Genomic DNA, 21,710 nt, shown 5'->3' on the forward strand with positions numbered 1-21,710 from the left:
GGGGCAGGGTTCGCGGGGCGTGGCGTCGCGCAACCGCGAGCGCCCCGCGACCGAAGTCAGGTCACACGGACGCTGGTCCCGCTCTCAATTATAAAGGTACGGACGGTAGACCCGAGTTCGCCGCTGTCTGTACCGGCACGCCGTCCCGCGAGCGGACGGAGTGAGCGAGCGGACGGAGTGAGCGAGCGGACGGAGTGAGCGAGCGGACGCGACGAATCCCCGAGCGCAGCGAGGGGATGAGGCGCGGTTTTGGTCCAGCTTTTACCAGGGAGCCGGCAGCGACCGCGGAGCGTGTCGCTGCCCGCGACCGCAGGAAAAGGTGGCGGTTCAAAAGGTGGGATTAGAGCGTGAGCATGATCGGGACGCCGAAGACGACGACCATGCCGACGAGGGCGATGACGAACCCCGTGACCATCTGTCCCCTCGTGTAGGGTGCCTGCGGGGCGGTCTGGCGGCCGGCCGTCGGTTCGTACGTGTCCCCCTCGCGCTCTTCGTGTTCGTGATCGCTCATGCCACCGTCTCCTCGGGGCGCGTACTTTGCCTTGTCGGAGTTACAGTCCGTCCCGGGGGGCGCATGCTTTTTGCTACCGCGTGACGAACGGCGTCGCATGCCCGTGCCCGGCTACGACCCCGAGGACCTGGATCGTCTGCTGCTCGACCGACTGGGCGACCGCGAGCCGGCGGACGTGCTCGACGAGGCGGCCCTGCGTCGGTACGAGGCGGGCGCGGATCTCGTGGACGTGCTCGACGAGGGGACCGTGCGCGAGTTGCTGTCGAGATCGAAGTCGGATCGGGAGTAGCGAGCGCGGACGGCGGCGACGACGCGACACGCTGTCGAAACCGTGAAACCCGCCACCCGCCAAGCGGGGGTAGATGCTGACAAAGCGGATCATCCCGTGCATCGACGTGGACCTGGACGACGACGGGAACGCGGCGGTCTACACGGGGGTCCACTTCGAGAACCTCAGGTACACCGGCGATCCGGTCGAACTGGCGAAGAAGTACAACGCTGCGGGCGCGGACGAGTTCGTCTTCCTCGACATCACCGCGAGCGCGGAGGGCCGAGAGACGATGCTCTCGGTCGTCGAACGCGTCGCGGACGAGTGTTTCATCCCTCTCACGGTGGGCGGCGGGATCCGCACCCGCGAGGACGTACGGGAGACGCTCCGCGCCGGGGCGGACAAGGTCTCCATCACGACGGGCGCGCTCGAACGCCCGGAACTCATTACCGAGGGGGCGAGGGCGTTCGGTAGCCAGTGTATCGTCATCAGCGTCGACGCTCGCCGCCGGTTCGACGAGGCGGGCGAGCACTACGCGCGGGTCGACGGCGAGTCCTGCTGGTTCGAGTGCACCAAGCGGGGCGGCCGCGAGGGGACCGGCGTCGACGTGATCGAGTGGGCGCGGGCGGCCGAGGCGCGCGGGGCCGGCGAACTGTTCGTCAACTCCATCGACGCCGACGGCACGAAGGACGGCTACGACGTCCCGCTCACGAGGGCCGTCTGCGAGGCCGTCTCGACGCCCGTCATCGCCTCCTCCGGCTGCGGCGGCCCCGAGGACGCCTACGAGGTGTTCACCGAGGCGGGGGCGGACGCCGCGCTCGCCGCCTCCATCTTCCACTTCGAGGAGTACACCATCGGCGAGGTCAAGGAGTACCTCGCGGAGCGGGACGTGCCGGTCCGGCGCTGATCAGGGCGCCGCTTTCACCCCCGCGACGCCGCGACACGAACGCGCCGACCGGTCGGCTTCGAAACCTGTCCCGTCCTTCACTTTCACCCCGCTAGCCGCCCCCTTTTACCCGTCCGACCCCTCTCTCTCACTGTCTCCCCCGGATCGCACGCGGAGACCGGAGACGACTCGCCGTAACCGCCGAGACTCGTTGTAGACGGCCGCGTCGGACGCCCGGGGAGACGCAGCTACGAGTGCGTCGTCGGGGCGGACTTCCCCATCGCAGGTGCCCCCTCCCGGGTGCCTCCGCCCGCGACGCCGCGTTTCCACGAGAGAGCCGATGTCCACGGACGACCACCACCCACGAAGAGCGACGCGTCCCGCCCCGCCGGTCTCCGGCCCGCACGCGGGCTACGACCGGTACGGTCGCCTCGACCACTACTACTGGCGCTGCGAGCGGTGCGGCCTCGAGACGACCGACTCGACCCTCGAGCGCGGCTGTCCGCGGTGCGAGGAGGGCACCGATGCCCGATGAGCGCTCCTCGCCGAGCGCCGGCTGGCGCGAGGTGTACCGCGCGATGGACGCGCCCGAGCCGACCGACGAGGACCGTCGGGACTGCCCCGACTGCGGGGACGACTCGCCCCGCGTCCGCGGCGACACCTACTGGTGTCCGAAACACGGGACGTGGCGACCGCGCGGCGGCGAAGCCGCGGGCTAACCCCCGCTACTCGACGCGCAGCGTGAACCCCCACGCCGCCTCCCACTCGGGATCGTCGATCACCCGCTCCTCGTCGCGGGCGACGTTGTAGGTGCTCTCGAACCGGAACTCGCCGGTCGGGAGACACGCGTCGGCGTCGCCGCCCCCGCCGCGGTCCGCCGCCCCCCACACGCCGAGGTCCCGCAAGATCGACTCGCCGGCGGCCAGCGCGAGCAGCCGATACTCCTCCGTGACTGCGATCGGTTCGGCGAGGGTCCAGCAACCCGACCGGATCGCCTCGTACCGATCCGCCGGTCCGGGGAGCAGGACGAGGCGTCGATCCGACGAGCCGACGTACTCGAACAGCACCGCCCGCCCCTCGCCCACCTCGACCGCGTGGTCCGCCTCGTTCGTCAGCGTGACCCGGAGCTGCGGCGGGCGCTCGTCGGTCGCCTCGGCGTCGAGCACCTCGACCGCGTGGCGGACAGGGAGGTCGGGAGGGTCGTCCGCGCCCGCGAGCGAGACGGTGGCGCGCTCCGCGGCGTCGGACGGATCGCCGTCGGTCCCGTTTCCGTCCGTGTCGTCGTCGGTCCCGTCGTCGTCCCCACCGTCGCCCGCACCGGACGGTCGCGAGAGGCATCCCGTCACGACGCCGGCGAGGGTCGTCGCGCCGAGCCCGAGGGCGGTTCGTCGTCGCATGGATCGGAGGACGGCGGACGAGGGCAAAAGGACGCGCTAGGATCAAACGGCCGTTTGATGCCCGTTCGGGGCCGGAAGCGGTTCACCCGGACAGCGTCCCGTTCGTGAGCTTCGGGAGGAGACCGCGGGCGAACTGGACGAACAGCGCGAGCAGGATCGGTCCCAGGAAGACGCCGAGCCAGCCGAAGACCATCGTCCCGAGGACGTAGGCGAGCAGGACGAGCCCGAAGTTCAGATCGCCCGCCGAGAGGTACGACCGGACGAAGTAATCCGGGACGGTGTCGACGACGATCAGCGAGACGACGAAGAAGAGGGCGGGGAACCACAGCGGCGTCTCGCCCGCCAGCGCGTCGAAGAGGAGCACCGCCGTGTACGGTACGTAGACGATCTTGATCCCGACCGCGGGGACGAGCGTCCCGATCCCGATGAGCGCGCCGAGCAGGACGGGATACGCGACGACGCCCGCCGGGACGAACCGGTCGATCACGACGTAGGTGACGGCGGCGATCGCGCCGGTCGTGACGATGGTCAGGAGGTTGCCGAAGAAGAGCGTCCCCAGCTTCTCGTCGACGCCCTCGGCGAACGTCAGCAGGTCGGCGTCGCGGTTGACGGTTCGGCGGAACCAGTCGGCGATCCGTCGGTCGTCGCGCAGGAGGTAGAACAGGTAGACGAGCGCCAGGAACAGCTGTCCCAGGACGGCGAGGGTGGTGCTCACCATCGCCAGGACGTATCCGAACCCCCGCCGGAAGAGCCGCTGGGTCAGGGGACCGAACGCCTGCTCCGGTCGTCGGAGCATCGCGACGATCGTCCGTAGATCCCGTTGTCGGACGAGACGCAGATACGGCTCCAGCAGCGGGCGGTACTGCCCCAGCCCGGCCGCCAGCAGCGCCCGGTCGAGCTCCTGGACGGCGACGAAGAAGCCGTACCCGACGACGGCCAGGACCGGCAGCGTGAAGAGGAGGACGGTCGCCGTCACCGCGAGGTCGGGGTGGTCCGTCGCGGCGGACAGCCGTCGATAGATCGGACGGGAGGCGTAGTAGGCGAAGAGGGCGAACACGAGGGAACCGAGGAACTGAAGGACCGCGTAGGCGACCGCCGCGGTGATCGCCCCGCCCATCGCCCAGAGGACGGCCGCCCGGGTGTCGACGTCGAAGTCGGTGCGCGAGAGCATGAGGGATCGCCGGCGAGGAACCGTCGGCCTCGGCCGGGGGGCGTTCGCCCCGGCGGCGTTTCAGCGCGCTGCCCGCGATTGCAGGCAGCACTCTCGCGGGGCGCGGAGACGGTCGGCTACGGGGAGCGGGGGCGTCGCCCGCGGGTGCGACGGGAGGGGCGGGAGCGATGGACGAGAGGGGTGGGGTGGAAGCGGTGGGAGCGACGAGAGCGGGCGACCGCGCGCCTACGCCGCGGACTCGAAGGCCTCGCGGAAGGCGGTCGACTTGTCCTTCACGTTGCGCGCCGCGGTTTCGAGCGCGTCGAGGGGGTCGACGCCCCCCTCGGTCTTGACCGTGAGGATGGGGTCGGTCTGTCCCCCGGACTGCTCGGGGTTCACGTCGTAGGTCGCGGCGGCGACGCCCTCCGTCTCGAGGAGCGCCCCCTTCAGCACGTTCATGAAGGTGTGATCCTCGCCTGCGATCTCGATTGCGAGTTCGGTCGGTTCGTTCGCGATGACCCGGAGTTCCATATCTCAAGGTCGGCCAAGCGGCGTTTCAACGTTTCGAAGGCGACGGTAGAATTACAGTCCTCGCCAACGCGTACCGCGTGCATGTCTACCACGTTAGGTGACACCCTCGAACGATCGGCGGCGAAGTATCCGTCGAGAGACGCCGTCGTCTACCCGCGGCGGGATCAGCGCTTCACGTACGCCGAGTTCGACGAGCGCGTGAACCGCCTGGCGAACGCCCTCGCCGACCTCGGCGTCGGGAAGGGCGACCGGGTCTCGACCGTCCTGTTCAACGGGAGCGAACTCGTCCTGACGGTCTACGCCTGCGCGAAGCTCGGCGCGGTGTTCAACCCGCTCAACTACCGCCTCCCGGCGGGCGAGATCGAGTTCGTCCTGAACGACGCCGGGTCGAGCCTCGTCGTCCTCGAGGCGGACACCCGCGAGGCCGTCGCGGGGGCTCGTCCGGACCTGGAGACGGTCGAGGAGTACCTCTACGTCGACGGCCCGGCGGCCCCGACGGCCGAGGGGACCGACGCCCCCGACGGCGGGACGCCCGACTTCGCCCGCGACTTCTACGAGGTGCTCGCCGGCGGCGACGCCTCCCGGCCGGACGCGGACGTGGCCGAGGACGACGTCTACGCCTTCATCTACACCTCGGGGACGACGGGCCGGCCGAAGGGCGTGGTCCACGAGCACCGTGACATGGTCGAGCACAGCCTCGTCTGCATCGCCGAGAGCGGCATCGACAGGAACGCCGTCGGGCTGTCAGTCCTCCCGCTCTATCACTGCGCGGAGCTACACGCCAACCTGTTCCCGCGCGTCCACGTCGGCGCGACCTCCGTCATCCACCACGAGTTCGACCCCGCGGCGGTCCTGCGGGCGATCGAGGCCCACGGCGTCACCCAGCTGTTCGCCGCGCCGACGGCCTGGAACGCGCTCCTGCAGGTCGCGCCGGAGGTGGACGCGGACGTCTCCTCGCTCGAGATCGGCTTCTACGGCGCGTCGCCGATGCCCCGCCGCGTGCTCGAGGGGTGCATGCAGGAGTTCTGCGAGGACTACCTGCAGGCCTACGGGATGACCGAGATCGGCCCCTGCGGGACGTTTCAGCACCCCGACGAGCAGATCCCGAAGCTCGGCTCGGCGGGCCTGCCCGCGCTCAACCACGACGTGCGGATCGTCACGCCGGACGGCGATCCGGGCGACGAGGTCGAGGCGGGGGAGGTCGGCGAGATCCTCTTCTCGGGGCCGTGCACCATGCGCGAGTACTGGAACCGCCCGGACGCCACCGCGGAGTCGCTGCGTGAGGCGGACGGGAAGACGTGGTACTACACCGGCGACCTGGGCTACCGCGACGAGGACGGCTACCTCTACGTGGTCGACCGCAAGGACGACATGATCATCTCCGGCGGCGAGAACATCTACCCGACGGAGGTCGAGGACGCGCTGTTCTCGCACCCGGACGTCGTCGAGGCGGCGGTCGTCGGCGAACCCGACGACGAGTGGGGCGAGCGAGTCGTCGCCTTCGTGGTGGGCGATGCGACGGCGGAGGCGCTCGATTCGCACCTGGTCGAGAGCGACGACGTGGCGGACTTCAAGCGCCCGCGGACGTACTACTTCGTGGACGAGCTCCCGAAGAACCCGAGCGGGAAGGTCCAGAAGTTCAAGCTCCGCGACGAGGAGACGGGAGAGGAAGGTCATCCCGTCTGATCGCCTACCATCGTTCGAACTTTTCGATTCTGACGAATCGTTGGTGCGTTAGCGGGGGAATACTCGAACAATGCTAATCGTCGTCGCAGGAATTAAGCCATCTCCGACTCGCCTGAAGCCATGGAGTTAGGTGACGTACAACGTGTCGCGGTACTGGGCGCGGGGAACATGGGCCACGGCATCGCCGAGGTCGTCGCGCTCGCCGGCTACGACGTGCGCATGCGAGACATCGAGGAGGACATCGTCCGGAAGGGGTACGAGGAGATCGCCTGGAGCCTGGAGAAACTCGCGGAGAAGGGCCTGATCGACCAGGACCCCGAGGAGGTGCTCTCCCGGATCGACACCGCCGTCGACCTCGGCGAGACGGTCTCGGACGCCGACCTCGTCATCGAGGTCGCCCCCGAGCGGATGGACCTGAAACGGGAGGTGTTCGCCGAACTCGACGATCTCGCGCCCGAGCACGCGGTCCTCGCGTCGAACACCTCCTCGCTGTCGATCACGGAGATCGCGGGGGCTACCGACCGCCCCGAGCAAGTCGTCGGGATGCACTTCTTCAACCCGCCGGTGAAGATGGACCTCGTCGAGGTGATCTACGGCGATGAGACGGCAGACGAGACGGCGGAACTCGCCTACGCCTTCGTCGAGGCGATCGACAAGACCCCCATCTACGTCAGGAAGGACGTGAACGGCTTCGTCGTCAACTCCGTGCTCGGGCCGTTCGGCGACGAGGCGGCGTGGATGGTGAGTGAGGGCGAGGCGACGATCGAGGAGGCGGACGCCGCGATGGTCCACCGGAAGGGGTACCCGATGGGGCCGTTCGAACTCTCGGACCTCACGGGTATCGACATCGGCTACCACGTCCGCAAGGAGGCGGGCAAGCCGATCCCGCCCGTCGTCCAGGAGAAGGTCGACGCGGGCGACCTCGGGCGGAAGACCGGGCGGGGGTACTACGACTACGGGGAGGGAGACGGCCCGACCTACGAACCCGGCGATGGCGAGGGGTTCGACACGCTGCGCGTCGAGGCGCGGATGATCAACGAGGCGGCGAAGCTGATCGGGAACGACGTCGCCACCGCGGAGGCGATCGACACCGGGATGCGCCTCGGCGGGGGCTACCCCGAGGGGCCGTGCCGACGGGCGGACAGGTACGGCCTCGACGCGGTGCTCGACAAGCTCAGGACGCTCCACGAGGAGACGGGTGAGGCGCGCTACGAACCCGCCGACTACCTCGTCGAACTGGTCGAGTCGGGTCGGACCGGCGAGGAGGCGGGCGCGGGCTTCTACGACTACGGCGGCGGCGAGCGCGACTACCGGTTCCTGAACTACGACCTCGACGACCGGGGCGTGCTGGCGGTCGAACTCGACCGCCCCGAGCGGCTGAACGCCCTCTCGCGCGACCTGATGGGGGAGATCACCCACCTCCTGAACGGCGTCGACGCCGAGGAGGTGCGGTGCGTCACGTTCGAGGGCGCGGGCGACCGGGCGTTCTCCGCGGGGGCTGACATCGGCGGCTTCGGCGAGTTGCGCCCCACCGACGCGATGGACGTGAGCGAGGTGTTCGAAACCGTCGCGTCGTTCCCGCGGCCCACGCTCGCGAAGATCGACGGCTTCTGCCTCGGCGGCGGCCACGAACTCGCGCTCGCCTGCGACCTCCGCATCGCCACGTCGGACTCGGAGTTCGGCTTCCCGGAGATCACCCTCGGGCTGATCCCCGGTGGCGGCGGCACCCAGCGCGCGATGCGGATGCTCACGGAGTGTCGGGCGAAGGAGCTCGTCTTCCGCGGCAACCGCATCGACGCGGAACTGGCCGAGGAGTGGGGGCTGATCAACCGTGCCGTGGACCGAGAGGAGTTCGACGACGTGGTCGCGGAGTTCGTCGACGACATCGTCGAGGGGCCGCCGATCGCCCTGGAGGTCGCCAAGTCGGTCATGGACGACGGCGCGGACGCGAGTCTCGACGCCGGGCTCAAACTGGAGAGCCAGGGCTTCGGCCTCCTCATCAGCACCGACGACGCGGCCGAGGGTACCGCCGCCTTCGCCGAGAAGCGCGACCCCGAGTTCGAGGGACGATGAGATGAGCGCGGACGCCGATTGCGACGCCGACGGTGACACGGATGCGGACGCAGATTCGAAGGTCGACGCCGACGCGATCGAGCGTCACCTCCGGCGCGGGGTCGACGAGTACGGCCTCTTCCGGTGGCTCGACCTCGACTTCGAGGTGCTCGAACCGGGACGGGTCGCCATGTCCGTCCCGTTCGACGAGAAGTTCGTCAACCTCACGGGCAGGACGATACACGGCGGGATCACGGCGGCGCTGATCGACACCGCGAGCGGATTCGCCCTGCGCTCGACCTTCGAACGCCCCGAGGCGGCCTCCCTCACGACGACCGACCTCAACGTGCGCTACGTCCGGCCCGCCCGCGACGACGTTCGCGCCGCGGCCGAGGTGGTCCGCGCCGGGCGCTCGATGGGCGTCACCGAGGTGACAGTCACGAGTACCACGCCGGACGGCGAGGAGAGGACCGTCGCCACCGGCGGGACGACCTACCGGATCTTCCGGGGGGAGGGCGATGAGTGAGGGAGCGGTCGAGAGCGTCTTCGAGCGCACGGAGGTCGGCAAGCGCGTCACCACGCAGGGGCGCACGATCACCGAGGCGGACGTGACGAACTTCGCGGGCGTCAGCGGCGACTTCAACCACCTCCACACCGACGCCGAGGCGATGGCCGACTCGGACTTCGGCGAGCGGATCGTCCACGGCGCGCTCGTCTTCTCGGTGATGACGGGGCTGCTCTGGCAGTCCCGAACGTCCGCCGAGCGGGACGCCGTCGTCGCCTTCTACGGCGTCGATCGGCTCCGGTTCCGCGCGCCGACGTTCATCGGCGACACCGTCCACGTGGAACTCGAGGTGACGGACAAGGAGCCGCGCGATCACCCCGTCGGCAACGGCGTGCTCACCTACGACGCCGAGGTGGTCACCGGCGAGGGGACGGTCGTGCTGTCCTGTCAGCTCAGGTCGCTGGTCGTCTGAGTCAGTACGGGAGCGCGTCGATTCCTCCGTCCGGGGCGTACTTCAGCGCGAAGTGAGTCGACTACCGCAGGTTTATTACAAAGTATTACGTACTATTACCCATGCCGATCGGCATCGACCGGTTCGACGACGAGCGCGAGGAGGCGCTCGAGATCCGGGAGGGAACGCAACCCTACCGGGTGCTCTCGTTCCTCGCCGAGAACGACGACAAGGCCTTCACGCAGACCGAGATCCACGAGGCGACCGGGATCAAGCGGGGGAGCGTCGGTGCGGTCCTGTCGCGCCTCGAGGATCGCAGCCTCGTCCGTCACAGGGGGCGGTACTGGGCGATCGCCGAGGACGACCGACTGGCGGCGTACGCCGCACAGACCCGAGCGAGTTCTGCGTCCACGACGGACGACTACTACGGCGAGGAATAGACGGTGGCGTACGCCCGCGGAGCCGTGGTGAAGGGTCCCGACCTGTTCGGCCCCCACGCCTACCGACCGTACGTCCGAGTGAGCGACGGGACGCACCCGTTCGACGACGAGGAAGCGCTCTACGTCGCAGTGACGACGACGCGCCGTTCGATCGCGATCCCGCTGACCGACGATGACTTCGCGTCTGGAGGACTTCCGAGAGATAGCTACGTCAATCCGTGGACCATCGCGTCGATTCGTCACGCGGACGTGAGGGCGAGAGAGGGAGAACTGATCGGGAGCACGACGGAGACGATCGCGAGGGAGGCGGCGGGCTATCTGGGCGTCCGATAGCCGAGTGGCGTCATCGTGGGGAGGCCCTCCTCAATAGGGAACCAGCGCCAGCAGCACCGCCGTCTCCTCCATCGCCGGGGCGTACTTCAGCGCGACGTACGCCAGCCCGAACAGCGTGGCGTTGTACGCGCCGTGGATGAGCGACGGGACGACGATGTTGTCCGTCGCCTCGTAGGCGACGGCGAACACCAGCGCCGGGAGCGCCAGTCCGGTGATGTAGACGGCCCGGCCGCCGGGCGTCCCCGTGAGCGAGGGGTAGTGGATGACGACGAAGATGAGCGTCGCGAGCCCGACGCCGACGACGGGACCGAACGACTCGCGGAGCCGCCCCTGGACGATGCCGCGAAAGAGGAGTTCCTCGCCGGGACCGATGAGCAGGAACGACGCCGGGATCAACACGAGGAGCAGTTCGGGCTCCGGCCTGACGAGGCCGATGACCTCGTTCTCGGCGGACCGAACCCCGGAGAGGAACCGGACGATCCCGACGGCGAAGTTCGCGGCGATCGCGAGCAGGTAGCCGCTGACCACCCAGACGAGGTCGCGCTTCGACGGGACGCGGACGCCGACGAACGACAACCCGCGGCCGCTCAACCAGAGGTAGAGCCCGGCGACGAGGAGCACGCCGAGGCCCTGGACGAGCACAAGCGACAGCAGGAGGCTGAGGCCGCGGGTGATCGGGACGCCGGCGGTTCGGAGGACGACGGCCGCGACCTGGACGAGGCCGACGCCCGCGCCGAGCCCGAGGACGGCCAGGACGACGGCGGCGACGACGGCGACGGCGCGCGACGCGTACGACTGCTCGGCATCCGACGAGACGACCATGGCCGGAGTACGGCCTACCTGTCCAAAAGCCTACGCTCCTCACTCCCGATAGAGGCTCTCTAAGATCTCCGGGTCCGTTCGGAACTTGAGGACGTTGTGGACGACGGAGTTCCTGATGTTCTGGACGGCGAGGCCGTGTTCCTTGTAGAACTCGTGGATCCACTTCGACTCCGCCGAGCGGTTCGGGAACATCATGACGGACTTCCACTGGTACTCGCCGTCGGAGAGGAACATGAACAGGGTGTTCGGCGACTGGCAGATGGCGTCGAGCGCGTCGCGCCACGTCTCCGCGAAGTGTTCGGGGTTGAGCTTGAACTCGAACATGCCGAAGATGAAGAACTCCTCGTTGGGAACGATCGCCTCGCGGAAGACGCCCTGCTCGCGCATCCCCCGGATGGACTCGCTCACCGTGACGTGCGAGACGTCGATGCCGTACTTCTCCTCGAGGATGCGCGCGAGCTCCCGCGAGGACAGCTGGGAGTCCACGGAGAGCTCCTTGAGTATGAGCACGTCGCGCTCCTTGAACTGCCAGTCGGGGGCCGCCTCGGGGTCCGTGTTCGTCCCGGGACTGCTCATGCGCTCCCCTCCGGTTCGCCGAACTTCGCGTTTTCGATCATACGAGGTGCCCCCGGCAGGCCTCGAGGTACGCCTCGGGCCGGTCCTCGACGACCCAGTGGTAGGCGCGCTCCAGCTCCACGACCTCGCCGTCGAGGTCCGCCGCGAGGCGCTCGCCGTACGCGAGCGGTTGCATCACGTCGTCGACGCCCCACAGACACAGCACGTCCGCGTCGACGGCCCCGTAGTCGATCTCGGTCGTGTGGTTGGTGTTCGTGGCGACGGCGGCGCGGGCGAGCGCGCGGCGGCCGCCCTCCGCCAGCCACGGTGCCTTCATGCCGTCGAGCCACTCGGGGTCCGCGTCGTCGCCGTAGAGGCCGTCGGCGAACGCGAAGTCGAGCTTCGCCTCGAATTCGTCGGGGTCCATCTCCGCGGTCCTCGGCAGGCCCATCGTGGTGACGAACTCGACGGGCCAGGAGTCGTAGCAGACCGCGTTCGAGAGGACGAGCCTCTCCACCCGGTCCGGTTCGTGCGCCGCGTAACGGAGCGCGACGCCCCCGCCGATGTCGTGGGCGACCAGCGAGACGGCGTCGAGGCCCAGGCCGTCGATCAGGTCGGCGACGGCCCGCTCCTGGGCGCGGATCGAGCGGTCGAAGCCGTCGCGCCGGTCGCTGTTGCCGTAGCCGACGAGGTCGGGGACGATCGTCCGAACGTCGTTCGCGAGCGGGGGCGCGATCCGCCGCCAGAGGAACGACCAGGTCGGGATGCCGTGGAGGAAGACGACGGGAGGGCCGTCGCCCTCGTCGTAGTAGGCCATCGACACCTCGTGACCGTCCACCTCGACGGTCGTCTCCTCCTGGGCGTCGGTCCACGTCTCGTGATCCGGATCGCTCGTCGTGTGATCGGGGTCGGTCATCCTCGGACCTCAGAGGATGCGGTCGGCGATGATGTTCTTCTGGATCTCGCTCGTCCCCTCGTAGATCTTCGTGATCCGGGCGTCGCGGTAGTAGCGCTCGGCGGGGTAGTCGGTGACGTAGCCGGAGCCGCCGAACACCTGCAGCGCGTCGTCCGCGACCTCGACCGCGTTCTCGGAGGCGAACAGTTTCGCCATGCTCGCGTACTTCATGCCGAGTTCGCGGTCGCCCTCCTCGGCGTAGCCCGCGGCGCGGTAGGTGAGCGAACGGGCGGCCTCGACCTTCGTCGCCATGTCGGCGAGCTTGTGGCGGAGCGCCTGGAACTCGGCGATCTTCTGGCCGAACTGCTCGCGCTCGTTCGCGTAGTCGATGGCCGCGTCGAGCGCGCCCTGGGCCGCGCCGACCGCCTGGGAGGCGACGCTCGCGCGCCCGCCGGCGAAGAAGTTCATCAGCTGGTAGAACCCGCGGTTCTCCTCGCCGATGAGGTTCTCCTCGGGGACGCGCACGTCGTCGAGGACGATCTCCGCGAGGTCCGAGGCGCGGATGCCGAGCTTGTTGTCGATCTTCGTCGGCTCGAAGCCGTCCGTATCGGTCGGGACGAGGATGGCGCTGATGCCCTTGTGCCCCTCGCCGGGGTCGGTCTTCGCCATCACGACGCCCACGTCGGCGACCGTCCCGTTAGTGATCCACATCTTGTTGCCGTCGATCACCCACTCGTCGCCGTCCCGCTCGGCGGTGGTCTCGATGCCGGCGACGTTGGAGCCGTGGGCGGGCTCGGAGATGCAGGAGCAGGAGACGGCCTCGCCCGCGGTGATCGGCGGGAGCCACTCCTCCTTCATCCACTCGTCGCCGAACCTGACGATCATGGAGGTGCCGAAGCCCGCCGAGCCGACGGCGCTCCCGATGCCGGGGTCCGCCCGCCAGAGCTCCTCCGTGACGACGATCGTCGAGAGCAGGTCCATCCCCGCGCCGCCGTACTCCTCGGGGACGTTGGGCGCGACGAGGTCGTACTCCGCGGCCTTCCTGCGGATCTCCTCCGGGTACTTCTTCTGTTCGTCGTGCTCCCGTGCCACGGGCGCGATCTCGTTCTCGCCGAACTCGCGGACGGCGTCGCGGATCGCCTCCTGTTCGGACGTGAGCTGGAATGCCATGACGGTGTGTGAGCTTCCGACGTAAAATAGTCTCGGGTCCGCACCGAACACTGGTAAGATAGTTGACCGCTCGTCGGGTGCTCGACGGTCGCTCGGCGGCTACTCGCCGGCGAACTCGGGATCCCGCTTCTCCATGAACGCGCTCGCGCCCTCGCGGTGGTCCCACGTCTCGAAGACGGCCGCCTGGTGGGCCGCCTCGCGGGTCATCGCCTGGTCGAGCGACTGCTCTAGGCCCTGGTTGAGCGCGCGCTTCGACGTCTCCAGGGCGACCGTCGGCCCCTCCGCGATCGAGCGGACGAACGCGTCGGCCTCCGCCTCGAAGTCCTCGTAGACGTGGTTGAACAGCCCGAGGTCGAGCGCGTCCTCGGCGTCGAGCAGTTCGCCCGTGAACACCAGTTCCTTCGCCTTGTTCAGCCCGACGACGCGCGGGAGGAAGTAGGACGTGCCGGTGTCGACCGCGAGGCCGACCTGCCTGAATCCGAAGCTGATCTTCGCCTCCGGGCTCGCCACCTGCACGTCGCAGGCGAGCGCGAGGTTCGCGCCCGCGCCGAAGGCCGCGCCGTCGATCTTCGCGACCGTCGGCAGGTGGAACTTCGCCACGCGCTCGATGGCGCGGCTCGTCTCCAGGTGGATGCGCCGGACGGACTCCGCGAGCGTCGCCTCGCCGGACATGCGCGACGTCATGGCGTTGATGTCCCCGCCCGCCGAGAAGCTACCGCCCGACCCCGTCACCACGAGCGCCCGAGCGTCGCTCCGCTCCACCTCGTTCAGGCGATCGATCATCGCCGTCGAGACCTCGTGGGTGATGGCGTTTCGCACGTCCGGGCGGTTCAGGGTGAGGGTCGCGATCCCGTCCTCGACGTCGAGGAGCACTGGTTCGTCGCTCATGGCACCACCACAGGAGGGGAGGTAAAAGGTGTTGCCCGGCGTCGAGGTCCTCCGGCCGGACCGGCGTACTACCACTCGCCCGCCGAAATACCTATAAGAATTCGGTACATTCTTCGCAACCTGTCGAACAGCATGTCAGCAACCACTAGGGGGCAGACCACCCTCGACTTCGCGATGGCCATCGGGGTATTCCTCCTGGCGCTCGTGTTCGCGCTCGGCGTCCTCCCGGGGATGTTCGCTCCGTTCTCCGGGGACAGTGACGCCCAGGTCATGAAGGCTGACCGGAGTGCCGCCCACCTCAGCGAGGGGCACCTCGGTTCACCGATCCGACCCACGCAGCTGAACGCGACGTGCACGGTCGCGTTCTTCGATAACGCCACGCCTCCGGCCGGCTGTCGGTACGACACCCCCGACCTCACCGAGGCACTCGGGGTCGAGTCCGGGACGCGAGTGAACGTGACGATCGAACGGGCAGGAGCCGTTGCGACGGTGGACGGAACGACGCTGGCCAGGGGGGCGTCACCTTCGAGGAAAGGAGACGTTAGCACCGCCCGGCGTCTCGTTACTCTCGAGGGGACGACCTACCAGCTCGTCGTGCGGGTGTGGTGACGATGGATCGGGCACAGGCACACATGGTGGAGGGGTTCACGGCCGCGCTCCTGGTTCTGGGAGCCGTCCTCTTCGCGCTCCAGGCCACCGCAGTCACCCCCCTGACCGCGAGCACGTCGAACGAACGTATCGAAAACCAGCAGCGCGCGTTGGCCGAGGACCTGCTCGCCACGACGGACGCGACCGGTGCGCTCGGGGAAGCGGTCGTGTTCTGGAACACCACCACCGAACAGTTCGATGGCGCGCCGGACATCGGCTTCTACACGAGCGGCGGCCCCCCGAACCGGTTCGGGGCGGCCCTGAACGACACGTTCCGGGCGAACGACGTCGCGTTCAACGTGTACGTCACGCACAGGGGGGCGGAGGGGACGTCCAGCCGCGAGACCATGGTATACATGGGCACGCCAAGTAACCACGCGGTGGTTGCGACGCATGCCGTGTTCCTGTTCGACGACACCCCGCTCACGGCCCCGGGGGAGAACCAGACCGTTTCGGCGGCGAACGCGACCTTCTACGCGACGGACGCCGCCCCGAACAGTCCGATATACACCGTTATGGAGGTGCGACTCGTCGTATGGAAGATGTAACCGGCGGCGATCGGGGGCAGCTCATCGTCGTCACGGGTCTGACGATCGCGTTGGTACTCGTCGTGGTGGTGTTGCTGTTGAACGTCGAGATCTACTCCAGTAACCTCGCGACGCGAAGCGTGGGTGTTGAAAGCCAACCGGTCATCGAGTACCAGTCGACGACGGTCGAGAACGTCGGTGAACTCCTCGACCAGGTGAACGCTCACGAGTACACCGGCTGGTCTGCCGTTCGAACGGACGTGCGCGAAAACGTCTCGACGTACAACGACCTCGTACGCCGACAGCACCTCGACCGGGGGCACGTAGCGGACATCGACGAGCCCTCTCTCGTGGTGAGCGATGGCTACCTGATTCGTCAATCGAACGCGTCGCGAACGTTCACCTCCGCGAACACGACCACCGTCAACAGCAGCCAGGGGAACTGGACCGTCGCGTGGAACGTCTCGGGGATCCGCGGCCACCGGCTGACCGTGACCGAGTCGTCTCTCGCCCAGACGAACGACCCGCGGGCGGGATTCCACGTCGCCGTCGTCGAGAACGCGACGAACGCGCAGTGGCACGCGTACATCTACAGGAACAGCACTCACGTCCTCCTCGCGGTCAAGAACGCGAGCGAGACGTCACCGACGGCTTTCCCGGACTGTGCGGTCAGCGGTCCGACCGCGACGATCGACGTCACTGCCGGCACGGTGAACGGGACGGCGTGTCCGGGACTACGGTGGGCGGCGGGCGTCTCCGGGCCGTACGACGTCGAGTACCGGAACGGCGAGGAGGCGCGGGGGACGTACGAACTCACCGTGCAGCGGTCGGACGCGATGGACACGCACCGGGACACCTACCTCTTCGATCCCACCGACGGGACGTCCCCCTACTACTCCCATGCCGCGTACAGCCTCTCCCTCGACCTCGTGTACGAGACTGCCGCGGTCCACTACCGAGCGCCCGTTCGCATCGCCCCGGGGGAACCGGCGTGATGGACGACCGCGCGACCTCGGTCCAGATCGGCTACACGCTGAGTCTGGCGATCACGGCGGTGTTGATCAGCGGCGTGCTGATCACAGCGGGGGGAGTCGTCGACTCCCGGCAGGAGCAGACCGTCCGGTCCGAACTCACGGTCGTCGGCGAACGGATCGCCGCCGACCTGATGACGGCCGACCGGCTAGCGACGGCCGGCGGCTCCGAGGTACGCGTCGACGTGTCGCTGCCCGCTCGCGTCGCCGGAGCCAGCTATCGCGTGACGGTGGACACGTCGGCGTCTCCACCCCGCCTCGTCCTGACGTCCGACGACCCGTCGGTCACGGTCACGGTCGCGTTCGACTCGACGACCGCCGTCGACGCGGGAACTATCGCCGGTGGCGACCTGCGGATCGTCCTGACGCCGAGTGACACGCTCGAGGTGCGATCGACGTGAGCGCGCGCGGACAGAGCGAGACGCTCTCGTACGTTCTGGTGTTCTCGCTCGTCGTGGCTTCCACCGGTCTCGTGTACGTGGGCGGGTACGGCGGACTGCAGGACGCCCAGCAGGCGGAGCAACTCGACAACATGGGACGAGCGTTCGACGTGCTGGCGGCGAACCTGGCCGACATTCACCACCGCAACGCGCCCAGTCGAGGGACCGAAGTCTACCTCTCCGGTGGCGCGATCGGGTTCGACGCGCCGGTCGAGATCACCGTACGGGCGGTCGAGGTCGGGAACGCGTCGAACAACGCGACCTTCTCGATGAACCCCCGACCGCTCGTCTACTCGGGGCAGGGCGACACGACGTTCGTGTACGTATCCGGAGCGGTGATTCGAACCGACGACGAGGGGGGCGTGATGCGAATCCCGCCGGGGTTCGAGGTCGGGGACGACCGGGCGGTTCTCTCGTTCGTCGTGACGTACCCGCAGACCGACGAGAGCTTCAGCGGACGCTCGCCGGTGCTCATCGTCGGGACGAACCGAGGAACCGGGCTCGACGGCTCGTTCACGCCGTCGAACGACACGGCCGTCTCGATCACCGTCGACTCCCCCCGCGCCGACATCTGGAGCCGCTACTTCGATCGAGAGGGATACACGGCGATCGATTCGGACGCGAGCGACGGGTCGGTCACGTACCAGTTCACGACCGAGCGGCTGTACGTGTATCGGAGCGTCATCGAATTCGATCTGAAGCGATAGGGGTCACTCGTCGGTGATAGTCACGGTGTTCGTCGTGGCGTGGAGGTACGTCAACTGCGCCACGTCCGTGCCCGGCGGAATCGGGGCCTGTGAACTGAGCGTCTCGTCGTAGTGGATTGTCGCGCCTCTTTCGAGCCTCGCTTCGCCCCCGACGACCGCGCCGAAGAGTTCGGCGTGTTCCGTGAGTTCGATCTTGCCGGGGTCCGTGTCGCCCGAGGGTGCGTATATCACTCCGGTGACTCTCGTCCCGCTCCCCGCGAGTTTGATGTGCGTATCGCGGCTGCCGTACAGCCAGAGCTTGCTGGAACGGTCCTCGGGGACCGAAACTGTCGCGCCGTTCGTGACTTCGATTCGCTTGTGGCCGACGTAGATCCTGACCGTATGACCCGATTCGTCGGTGACGTTCAGCGTGGCTCCGTCCAGTTTGAAGTCCTTCTCGACGTAGATCTCGACGGGGCCGTTCGTGTTGTTGAGCGTCAGCGCCTCGTTTCCCTTCAGGTCGATCGTCTCCAGATAGTACGTCCCGTCGGTCAGCGTCCACGAGTCCCGACTGCCGACGAGTTCGTCGTTGGTGGGATCGGTGTCACCCTTGTCGTCGATGTCCCCGTCCGAATCCGTATTCACGTCCGGGTCGTTTGCGATCTCCGTCTGCTTCTGATCGATGAACCCGTCGATCGGGTCGACGATCGGCGCTGACCCGTCGCTCGTGATGTCGCCGCCGACGTGACTCGACTGTGCGTCGTGAGTCGAGAGCGCCCCCCCGTACGCCAGGTCGTCGGTGATGTACGAGTCCTTCTTGAGGTTGACTTCACCGCCGCCGGAGACGAGACTGCCGTTGAGCGTGCCGTGCTGTATGTCCACGCCCCCGGCCGTGACGATCGTCCCGCCCGATCCTCCCGTGGCGGTGTAGTTTCCGTCCGAGGAGTTGTACGTGTCTATGAAGACGTCCCCGTGCTTGCCGTCGATGTGCATCCGCTTGGCGGGCGATGTCGACGAGACACCCTGTGTAACCGGCTGTTGGGTCGCGGGCGAGACGAGCGTCACGGTCACTGTCTGATTCGGGGAATCGTAGGTCACCTGCCCGCCGGTGCGCTCCTCGAAGAAGTCCCCCCAGGCCTCGTAATACCTGCTGGTGACAGTGACGTTGACGCGATCGTCGACCAGTGGATTCGACTTGTTCGCGTCGCCGTCGATCGGGAACACGGACTGGGACGGGCCGGCACTCACCTGAACGCGACCGTCGATCGATCGGTCGCCGTCTACGATGATCAAGGGCAGCGTCAGCGTCCTGTCGCGGTAGTGGAACTCGGGCGGCGAAATCATGGTGCTTCCGTCGCCGGTCTGCTTCCAGACCCCACCGCCCTGATACGTGATTGTCGTGTCGCCGTTCTCGTAGATGACCGCGCCGAGGTCCCTGGCGAGGAGTGTGGTGGTGTTGCCACCGGCGTCAGTTCTGTCGATGGTGATCCGACCGCTGGTTTCGTTCACCCGCACCGCGCCGCCAGTACCACGAATGCCGAGGTCGATCTCCTGGGAAGGTGAATCGTCGAATCCGACCAGGCTGGCCTTCGAATCCAGTTTCGTCATCGCGTGCTCGGCGCTCTTGATCTCCACGGCCTGCTGTGCGTTGGACAGCACCGGTGCCCCGAACACGGCGACAGCAGTCGTTCCGGCGATCGTGATACCGAGGATGAGGACGACCCCGAGGACCTCTGACTGCCCCCGATCGTTCCGCGAGGGCGATGCCGACCGACGGGGTGACGCGGATTCATTCATTCATTGATGAATGAATCCAGACGTATAAAAATTGTCGCATGGCGTCGGCGGGCTCCGGAGCGGCCGCGTCGAGGTTCCCCGCGAAGCGGTCGGGCGGATGCGCCGGAAGCAACTCAGGGCGTCGAGGCGGCCCTTCGTCGTTCGCGCAGGGAGGAGGTGCCACGGCGAGCGCGAGGGGAGCGTCCCGGGACCGTCGATCACGGGGAACCGAGTCGCCCGACTCGACGCGGACGCCGTCCTCCGGACTATCGGCGTGGCCGACCTCCAGGAGGACAGTCTCCCGGTCGTGAGGTGTTCCTCCGTGGCGCAGTCGCGAGACGGTTCGCATCGAAGACGAACGCGAACGTTCTCGGGCGGATCGACGATGGACTTCGCCGGTCGAAATCGGCCTACGCCCCCCGCAGTTCGAACTTCTGGACCTTGCCGGTGGTCGTCCGGGGGAGCGTCTCGACGAACTCGACCTCGCGGGGGTGCTTGTACTCCGCGAGGCGCTCCAGGCAGTACTCGCGGAGGTCCTCCTCGGTCGCCGCCGCGTCGGGGACCGGAACCACGAACGCCTTGACCGTCTCGCCGCGGCGCTCGTCGGGAACGCCCACGACCGCGGCGTCGGCCACGTCGGGGTGCTCGAAGAGGAGTTCCTCGATCTCGCGGGGGTAGACGTTGTATCCGGCGGTGTTGATCATGTGCTTCTCGCGGTCGACGACGTAGAAGAAGCCGTCCTCGTCGTGGTAGCCGATGTCGCCGGTGTGGAACCAGCGCGTGCCGTCCTCCTCCGTGAACGCCTCCTCGTTCGCCTCGGGCAGGCCGTAGTAGCCCTTCATCACGTTCGGCCCGGCGACGACGATCTCGCCGGTGATCTCGTTCAGGTCGTGCTCATCGACGGCTTCGCCGTCTTTTCGAGGTGTCCCCGACACCTCGCCCTCATCGACGGGACCGCGCTCGACCGGCGGCACGTCCTCGAACGCGCCGTCCACGACGCGCGCCTCGACGCCGTCGATGGGCTTGCCGATGCTCCCCGGCCGCCGCTCGTCGGGGCGGTTCGCGTGGGTGACGGGGCTCGTCTCGGTGAGGCCGTAGCCCTCGAAGAGGTCCACCTCGTACAGCTCCTCGAAGCGGCGCATCACCTCGATCGGGAGGCTGCTGCCGCCCGAGTTGGCGAACCGGAGCGACGAGAGGTCGAACGACGACGCCTCGGGCTGGTTGATGAGGTCGTTGTACATCGCCGGGACGCCGTGCATGATCGTGATGTCCTCCTCCTCGATGAGCGACACCGCCTGCCCCGCGTCCCAGCTCGGCAGCGGGTAGTACGCCGCCCCCTCGAACAGCGTCGCGAGCATCGTCACGGTCATCCCGTAGATGTGGAACAGGGGGAGGACCCCGAGCATCTTATCGTCCTCCCGGAACCCGCCGGGCATCAGCGCGCCCGTCGCCCGGGCGTTCGAACCGAGGTTCTCGTGGGTGAGCAGGACGCCCTTCGGCTTGCCGGTCGTCCCCGAGGTGTACGGCTGGACGGCGACGTCGTCCGCGTCGCGCTCGACGACGGGGAGCCCGTCCTCGGCGAGGAACGCCTCGAACGCGGTTGCCCCCTCCGCCGCGCCGCCCACGCTCACGACGTGTTCGACCGCCGTCTCCCCCCGCACGGCGAGGACGTTCGGGACGAGGTCGGCGAGCGTCACGACGACGCGCGCGCCGCTGTCGGCGAGCAGGTGCGAGATCTCCCGCTCCTTGTACTGCGGGTTCATCGGCACGACGATGCCGCCCGCGCGGAGCGTGCCCGCGAACGCGGTGACGTACTGGGGAAGGTTCGGGAGGTAGACGCCGACGCGGTCGCCGGGTTCGACGCCGCGCTCCGCGAGGCCGGCGGCGAAGCGACCGGTTCTGTCCCAGAACTCCCCGTAGGTCAGCGTCCGTCCGTCGTAGACGATGGCGGGGGCGTCCGGGCGCGAGTCGGCGGTTGATTCGATGTCGGAGACGAGATTCACCATGAACCACCGTGATAGTCCGGACGGGGGGAGTTATGGTTTGTGACAACGCCCACGCG

The 21,710-nt window shown here is 68.1% G+C and carries 26 protein-coding genes; 15 read left to right on the forward strand and 11 right to left on the reverse strand.

The window, feature by feature from the left end; genetic code table 11:
- Nucleotides 1-340: 340 nt before the first annotated feature.
- Nucleotides 341-511 (reverse strand): DUF7550 family protein, encoded by a 171-nt coding sequence (locus tag P1K31_RS06410; protein ID WP_276305456.1) that lies wholly within the window; start codon nt 509-511, stop codon nt 341-343.
- A 97-nt stretch (nt 512-608) separates the two neighbouring features.
- Between P1K31_RS06410 and P1K31_RS06415 the strand changes: the two genes are divergently transcribed.
- From P1K31_RS06415 to P1K31_RS06430, 4 genes are all read left to right on the forward strand, one after another.
- Complete coding sequence (locus P1K31_RS06415; RefSeq protein ID WP_276305457.1) at nt 609-800, forward strand: DUF8027 family protein; 192 nt, start codon at nt 609-611, stop codon at nt 798-800.
- Between the two features lie 73 nt (nt 801-873).
- Nucleotides 874-1,686, forward strand: a complete 813-nt coding sequence (gene hisF, locus P1K31_RS06420; protein WP_276305458.1) for an imidazole glycerol phosphate synthase subunit HisF — start codon at nt 874-876, stop codon at nt 1,684-1,686.
- Between the two features lie 319 nt (nt 1,687-2,005).
- A complete protein-coding gene (locus tag P1K31_RS06425; protein ID WP_276305459.1) occupies nt 2,006-2,200 on the forward strand; it encodes a DUF8118 domain-containing protein in 195 nt (64 codons plus the stop codon).
- Entirely contained in the window at nt 2,190-2,384 is a 195-nt protein-coding gene (locus P1K31_RS06430) for a hypothetical protein (protein WP_276305460.1), read from the forward strand. Before P1K31_RS06425 ends, P1K31_RS06430 begins: the two co-directional genes overlap by 11 nt.
- A gap of 6 nt (nt 2,385-2,390) precedes the next feature.
- On the opposite strand, the gene P1K31_RS06435 is transcribed toward P1K31_RS06430, so the two are convergent.
- From P1K31_RS06435 to P1K31_RS06445, 3 genes are all read right to left on the reverse strand, one after another.
- Nucleotides 2,391-3,062, reverse strand: coding sequence for a hypothetical protein (locus P1K31_RS06435; protein WP_276305461.1), 672 nt, complete (start codon nt 3,060-3,062; stop codon nt 2,391-2,393).
- Nucleotides 3,063-3,144: 82 nt separating this feature from the next.
- Nucleotides 3,145-4,233: an AI-2E family transporter gene (locus P1K31_RS06440; protein ID WP_276305462.1), complete on the reverse strand. Its 1,089-nt coding sequence runs from the start codon at nt 4,231-4,233 to the stop codon at nt 3,145-3,147.
- 225 nt (nt 4,234-4,458) lie between these two features.
- Complete coding sequence (locus tag P1K31_RS06445; protein WP_276305463.1) at nt 4,459-4,743, reverse strand: DNA-directed RNA polymerase subunit L; 285 nt, start codon at nt 4,741-4,743, stop codon at nt 4,459-4,461.
- Between the two features lie 81 nt (nt 4,744-4,824).
- Here P1K31_RS06445 and P1K31_RS06450 point away from each other — a divergent pair, with 81 nt between their 5' ends.
- The 6 genes from P1K31_RS06450 to P1K31_RS06475 all read left to right on the forward strand — a co-directional run bounded on the left by P1K31_RS06450 (nt 4,825) and on the right by P1K31_RS06475 (nt 10,210).
- A complete protein-coding gene (locus tag P1K31_RS06450; protein ID WP_276305464.1) occupies nt 4,825-6,429 on the forward strand; it encodes a long-chain-fatty-acid--CoA ligase in 1,605 nt (534 codons plus the stop codon).
- 120 nt (nt 6,430-6,549) lie between these two features.
- Nucleotides 6,550-8,502, forward strand: a complete 1,953-nt coding sequence (locus P1K31_RS06455) for a 3-hydroxyacyl-CoA dehydrogenase/enoyl-CoA hydratase family protein (RefSeq protein ID WP_276305465.1) — start codon at nt 6,550-6,552, stop codon at nt 8,500-8,502.
- A gap of 1 nt (nt 8,503) precedes the next feature.
- The gene (locus P1K31_RS06460) at nt 8,504-9,007 is read left to right on the forward strand and encodes a PaaI family thioesterase (RefSeq protein ID WP_276305466.1); all 504 of its coding nucleotides are present in this window, start codon (nt 8,504-8,506) and stop codon (nt 9,005-9,007) included.
- The gene (locus tag P1K31_RS06465) at nt 9,000-9,458 is read left to right on the forward strand and encodes a MaoC/PaaZ C-terminal domain-containing protein (RefSeq protein WP_276305467.1); all 459 of its coding nucleotides are present in this window, start codon (nt 9,000-9,002) and stop codon (nt 9,456-9,458) included. Before P1K31_RS06460 ends, P1K31_RS06465 begins: the two co-directional genes overlap by 8 nt.
- A gap of 101 nt (nt 9,459-9,559) precedes the next feature.
- On the forward strand, nt 9,560-9,877 hold the full coding sequence (locus P1K31_RS06470) for a MarR family transcriptional regulator (protein WP_276305468.1): 318 nt from the start codon (nt 9,560-9,562) through the stop codon (nt 9,875-9,877).
- A gap of 3 nt (nt 9,878-9,880) precedes the next feature.
- Complete coding sequence (locus tag P1K31_RS06475) at nt 9,881-10,210, forward strand: hypothetical protein (protein ID WP_276305470.1); 330 nt, start codon at nt 9,881-9,883, stop codon at nt 10,208-10,210.
- Between the two features lie 30 nt (nt 10,211-10,240).
- On the opposite strand, the gene P1K31_RS06480 is transcribed toward P1K31_RS06475, so the two are convergent.
- From P1K31_RS06480 to P1K31_RS06500, 5 genes are all read right to left on the reverse strand, one after another.
- Nucleotides 10,241-11,032 carry a CPBP family intramembrane glutamic endopeptidase gene (locus P1K31_RS06480; protein ID WP_276305471.1) on the reverse strand — a complete coding sequence of 264 codons (792 nt, stop codon included), beginning with the start codon at nt 11,030-11,032 and terminating at the stop codon, nt 10,241-10,243.
- Nucleotides 11,033-11,071: 39 nt separating this feature from the next.
- A complete protein-coding gene (locus P1K31_RS06485; protein WP_276305472.1) occupies nt 11,072-11,608 on the reverse strand; it encodes an Lrp/AsnC family transcriptional regulator in 537 nt (178 codons plus the stop codon).
- Nucleotides 11,609-11,645: 37 nt separating this feature from the next.
- The gene (locus P1K31_RS06490; RefSeq protein ID WP_276305473.1) at nt 11,646-12,503 is read right to left on the reverse strand and encodes an alpha/beta fold hydrolase; all 858 of its coding nucleotides are present in this window, start codon (nt 12,501-12,503) and stop codon (nt 11,646-11,648) included.
- A 9-nt stretch (nt 12,504-12,512) separates the two neighbouring features.
- Nucleotides 12,513-13,652: an acyl-CoA dehydrogenase family protein gene (locus P1K31_RS06495; RefSeq protein ID WP_276305474.1), complete on the reverse strand. Its 1,140-nt coding sequence runs from the start codon at nt 13,650-13,652 to the stop codon at nt 12,513-12,515.
- Nucleotides 13,653-13,751: 99 nt separating this feature from the next.
- Complete coding sequence (locus P1K31_RS06500; protein WP_276305475.1) at nt 13,752-14,540, reverse strand: enoyl-CoA hydratase-related protein; 789 nt, start codon at nt 14,538-14,540, stop codon at nt 13,752-13,754.
- Between the two features lie 132 nt (nt 14,541-14,672).
- Between P1K31_RS06500 and P1K31_RS06505 the strand changes: the two genes are divergently transcribed.
- The 5 genes from P1K31_RS06505 to P1K31_RS06525 are packed head-to-tail and all read left to right on the forward strand — an operon-like array spanning nt 14,673 to nt 17,893.
- A complete protein-coding gene (locus P1K31_RS06505; RefSeq protein WP_276305476.1) occupies nt 14,673-15,149 on the forward strand; it encodes a DUF7287 family protein in 477 nt (158 codons plus the stop codon).
- Nucleotides 15,150-15,151: 2 nt separating this feature from the next.
- On the forward strand, nt 15,152-15,736 hold the full coding sequence (locus tag P1K31_RS06510) for a DUF7288 family protein (RefSeq protein ID WP_276305477.1): 585 nt from the start codon (nt 15,152-15,154) through the stop codon (nt 15,734-15,736).
- Nucleotides 15,724-16,710: a DUF7261 family protein gene (locus P1K31_RS06515; protein WP_276305478.1), complete on the forward strand. Its 987-nt coding sequence runs from the start codon at nt 15,724-15,726 to the stop codon at nt 16,708-16,710. Before P1K31_RS06510 ends, P1K31_RS06515 begins: the two co-directional genes overlap by 13 nt.
- A complete protein-coding gene (locus P1K31_RS06520) occupies nt 16,710-17,147 on the forward strand; it encodes a DUF7266 family protein (RefSeq protein WP_276305479.1) in 438 nt (145 codons plus the stop codon). Before P1K31_RS06515 ends, P1K31_RS06520 begins: the two co-directional genes overlap by 1 nt.
- Nucleotides 17,144-17,893, forward strand: a complete 750-nt coding sequence (locus P1K31_RS06525; RefSeq protein WP_276305480.1) for a DUF7289 family protein — start codon at nt 17,144-17,146, stop codon at nt 17,891-17,893. The genes P1K31_RS06520 and P1K31_RS06525 overlap by 4 nt, the downstream gene beginning before the upstream one ends.
- 3 nt (nt 17,894-17,896) lie before the next feature.
- Here the strand turns inward: P1K31_RS06525 and P1K31_RS06530 are convergent, their stop codons facing one another.
- Complete coding sequence (locus P1K31_RS06530) at nt 17,897-19,669, reverse strand: DUF7289 family protein (protein WP_276305481.1); 1,773 nt, start codon at nt 19,667-19,669, stop codon at nt 17,897-17,899.
- Nucleotides 19,670-20,058: 389 nt separating this feature from the next.
- Nucleotides 20,059-21,654, reverse strand: a complete 1,596-nt coding sequence (locus P1K31_RS06535) for a long-chain-fatty-acid--CoA ligase (RefSeq protein ID WP_276305482.1) — start codon at nt 21,652-21,654, stop codon at nt 20,059-20,061.
- Nucleotides 21,655-21,710: the final 56 nt, after the last annotated feature.

Origin of the sequence: Halomarina halobia, from assembly GCF_029338575.1 — an archaeon.
In the GTDB taxonomy this organism is placed as follows: Archaea; Halobacteriota; Halobacteria; order Halobacteriales; family Haloarculaceae; genus Halomarina; species Halomarina halobia.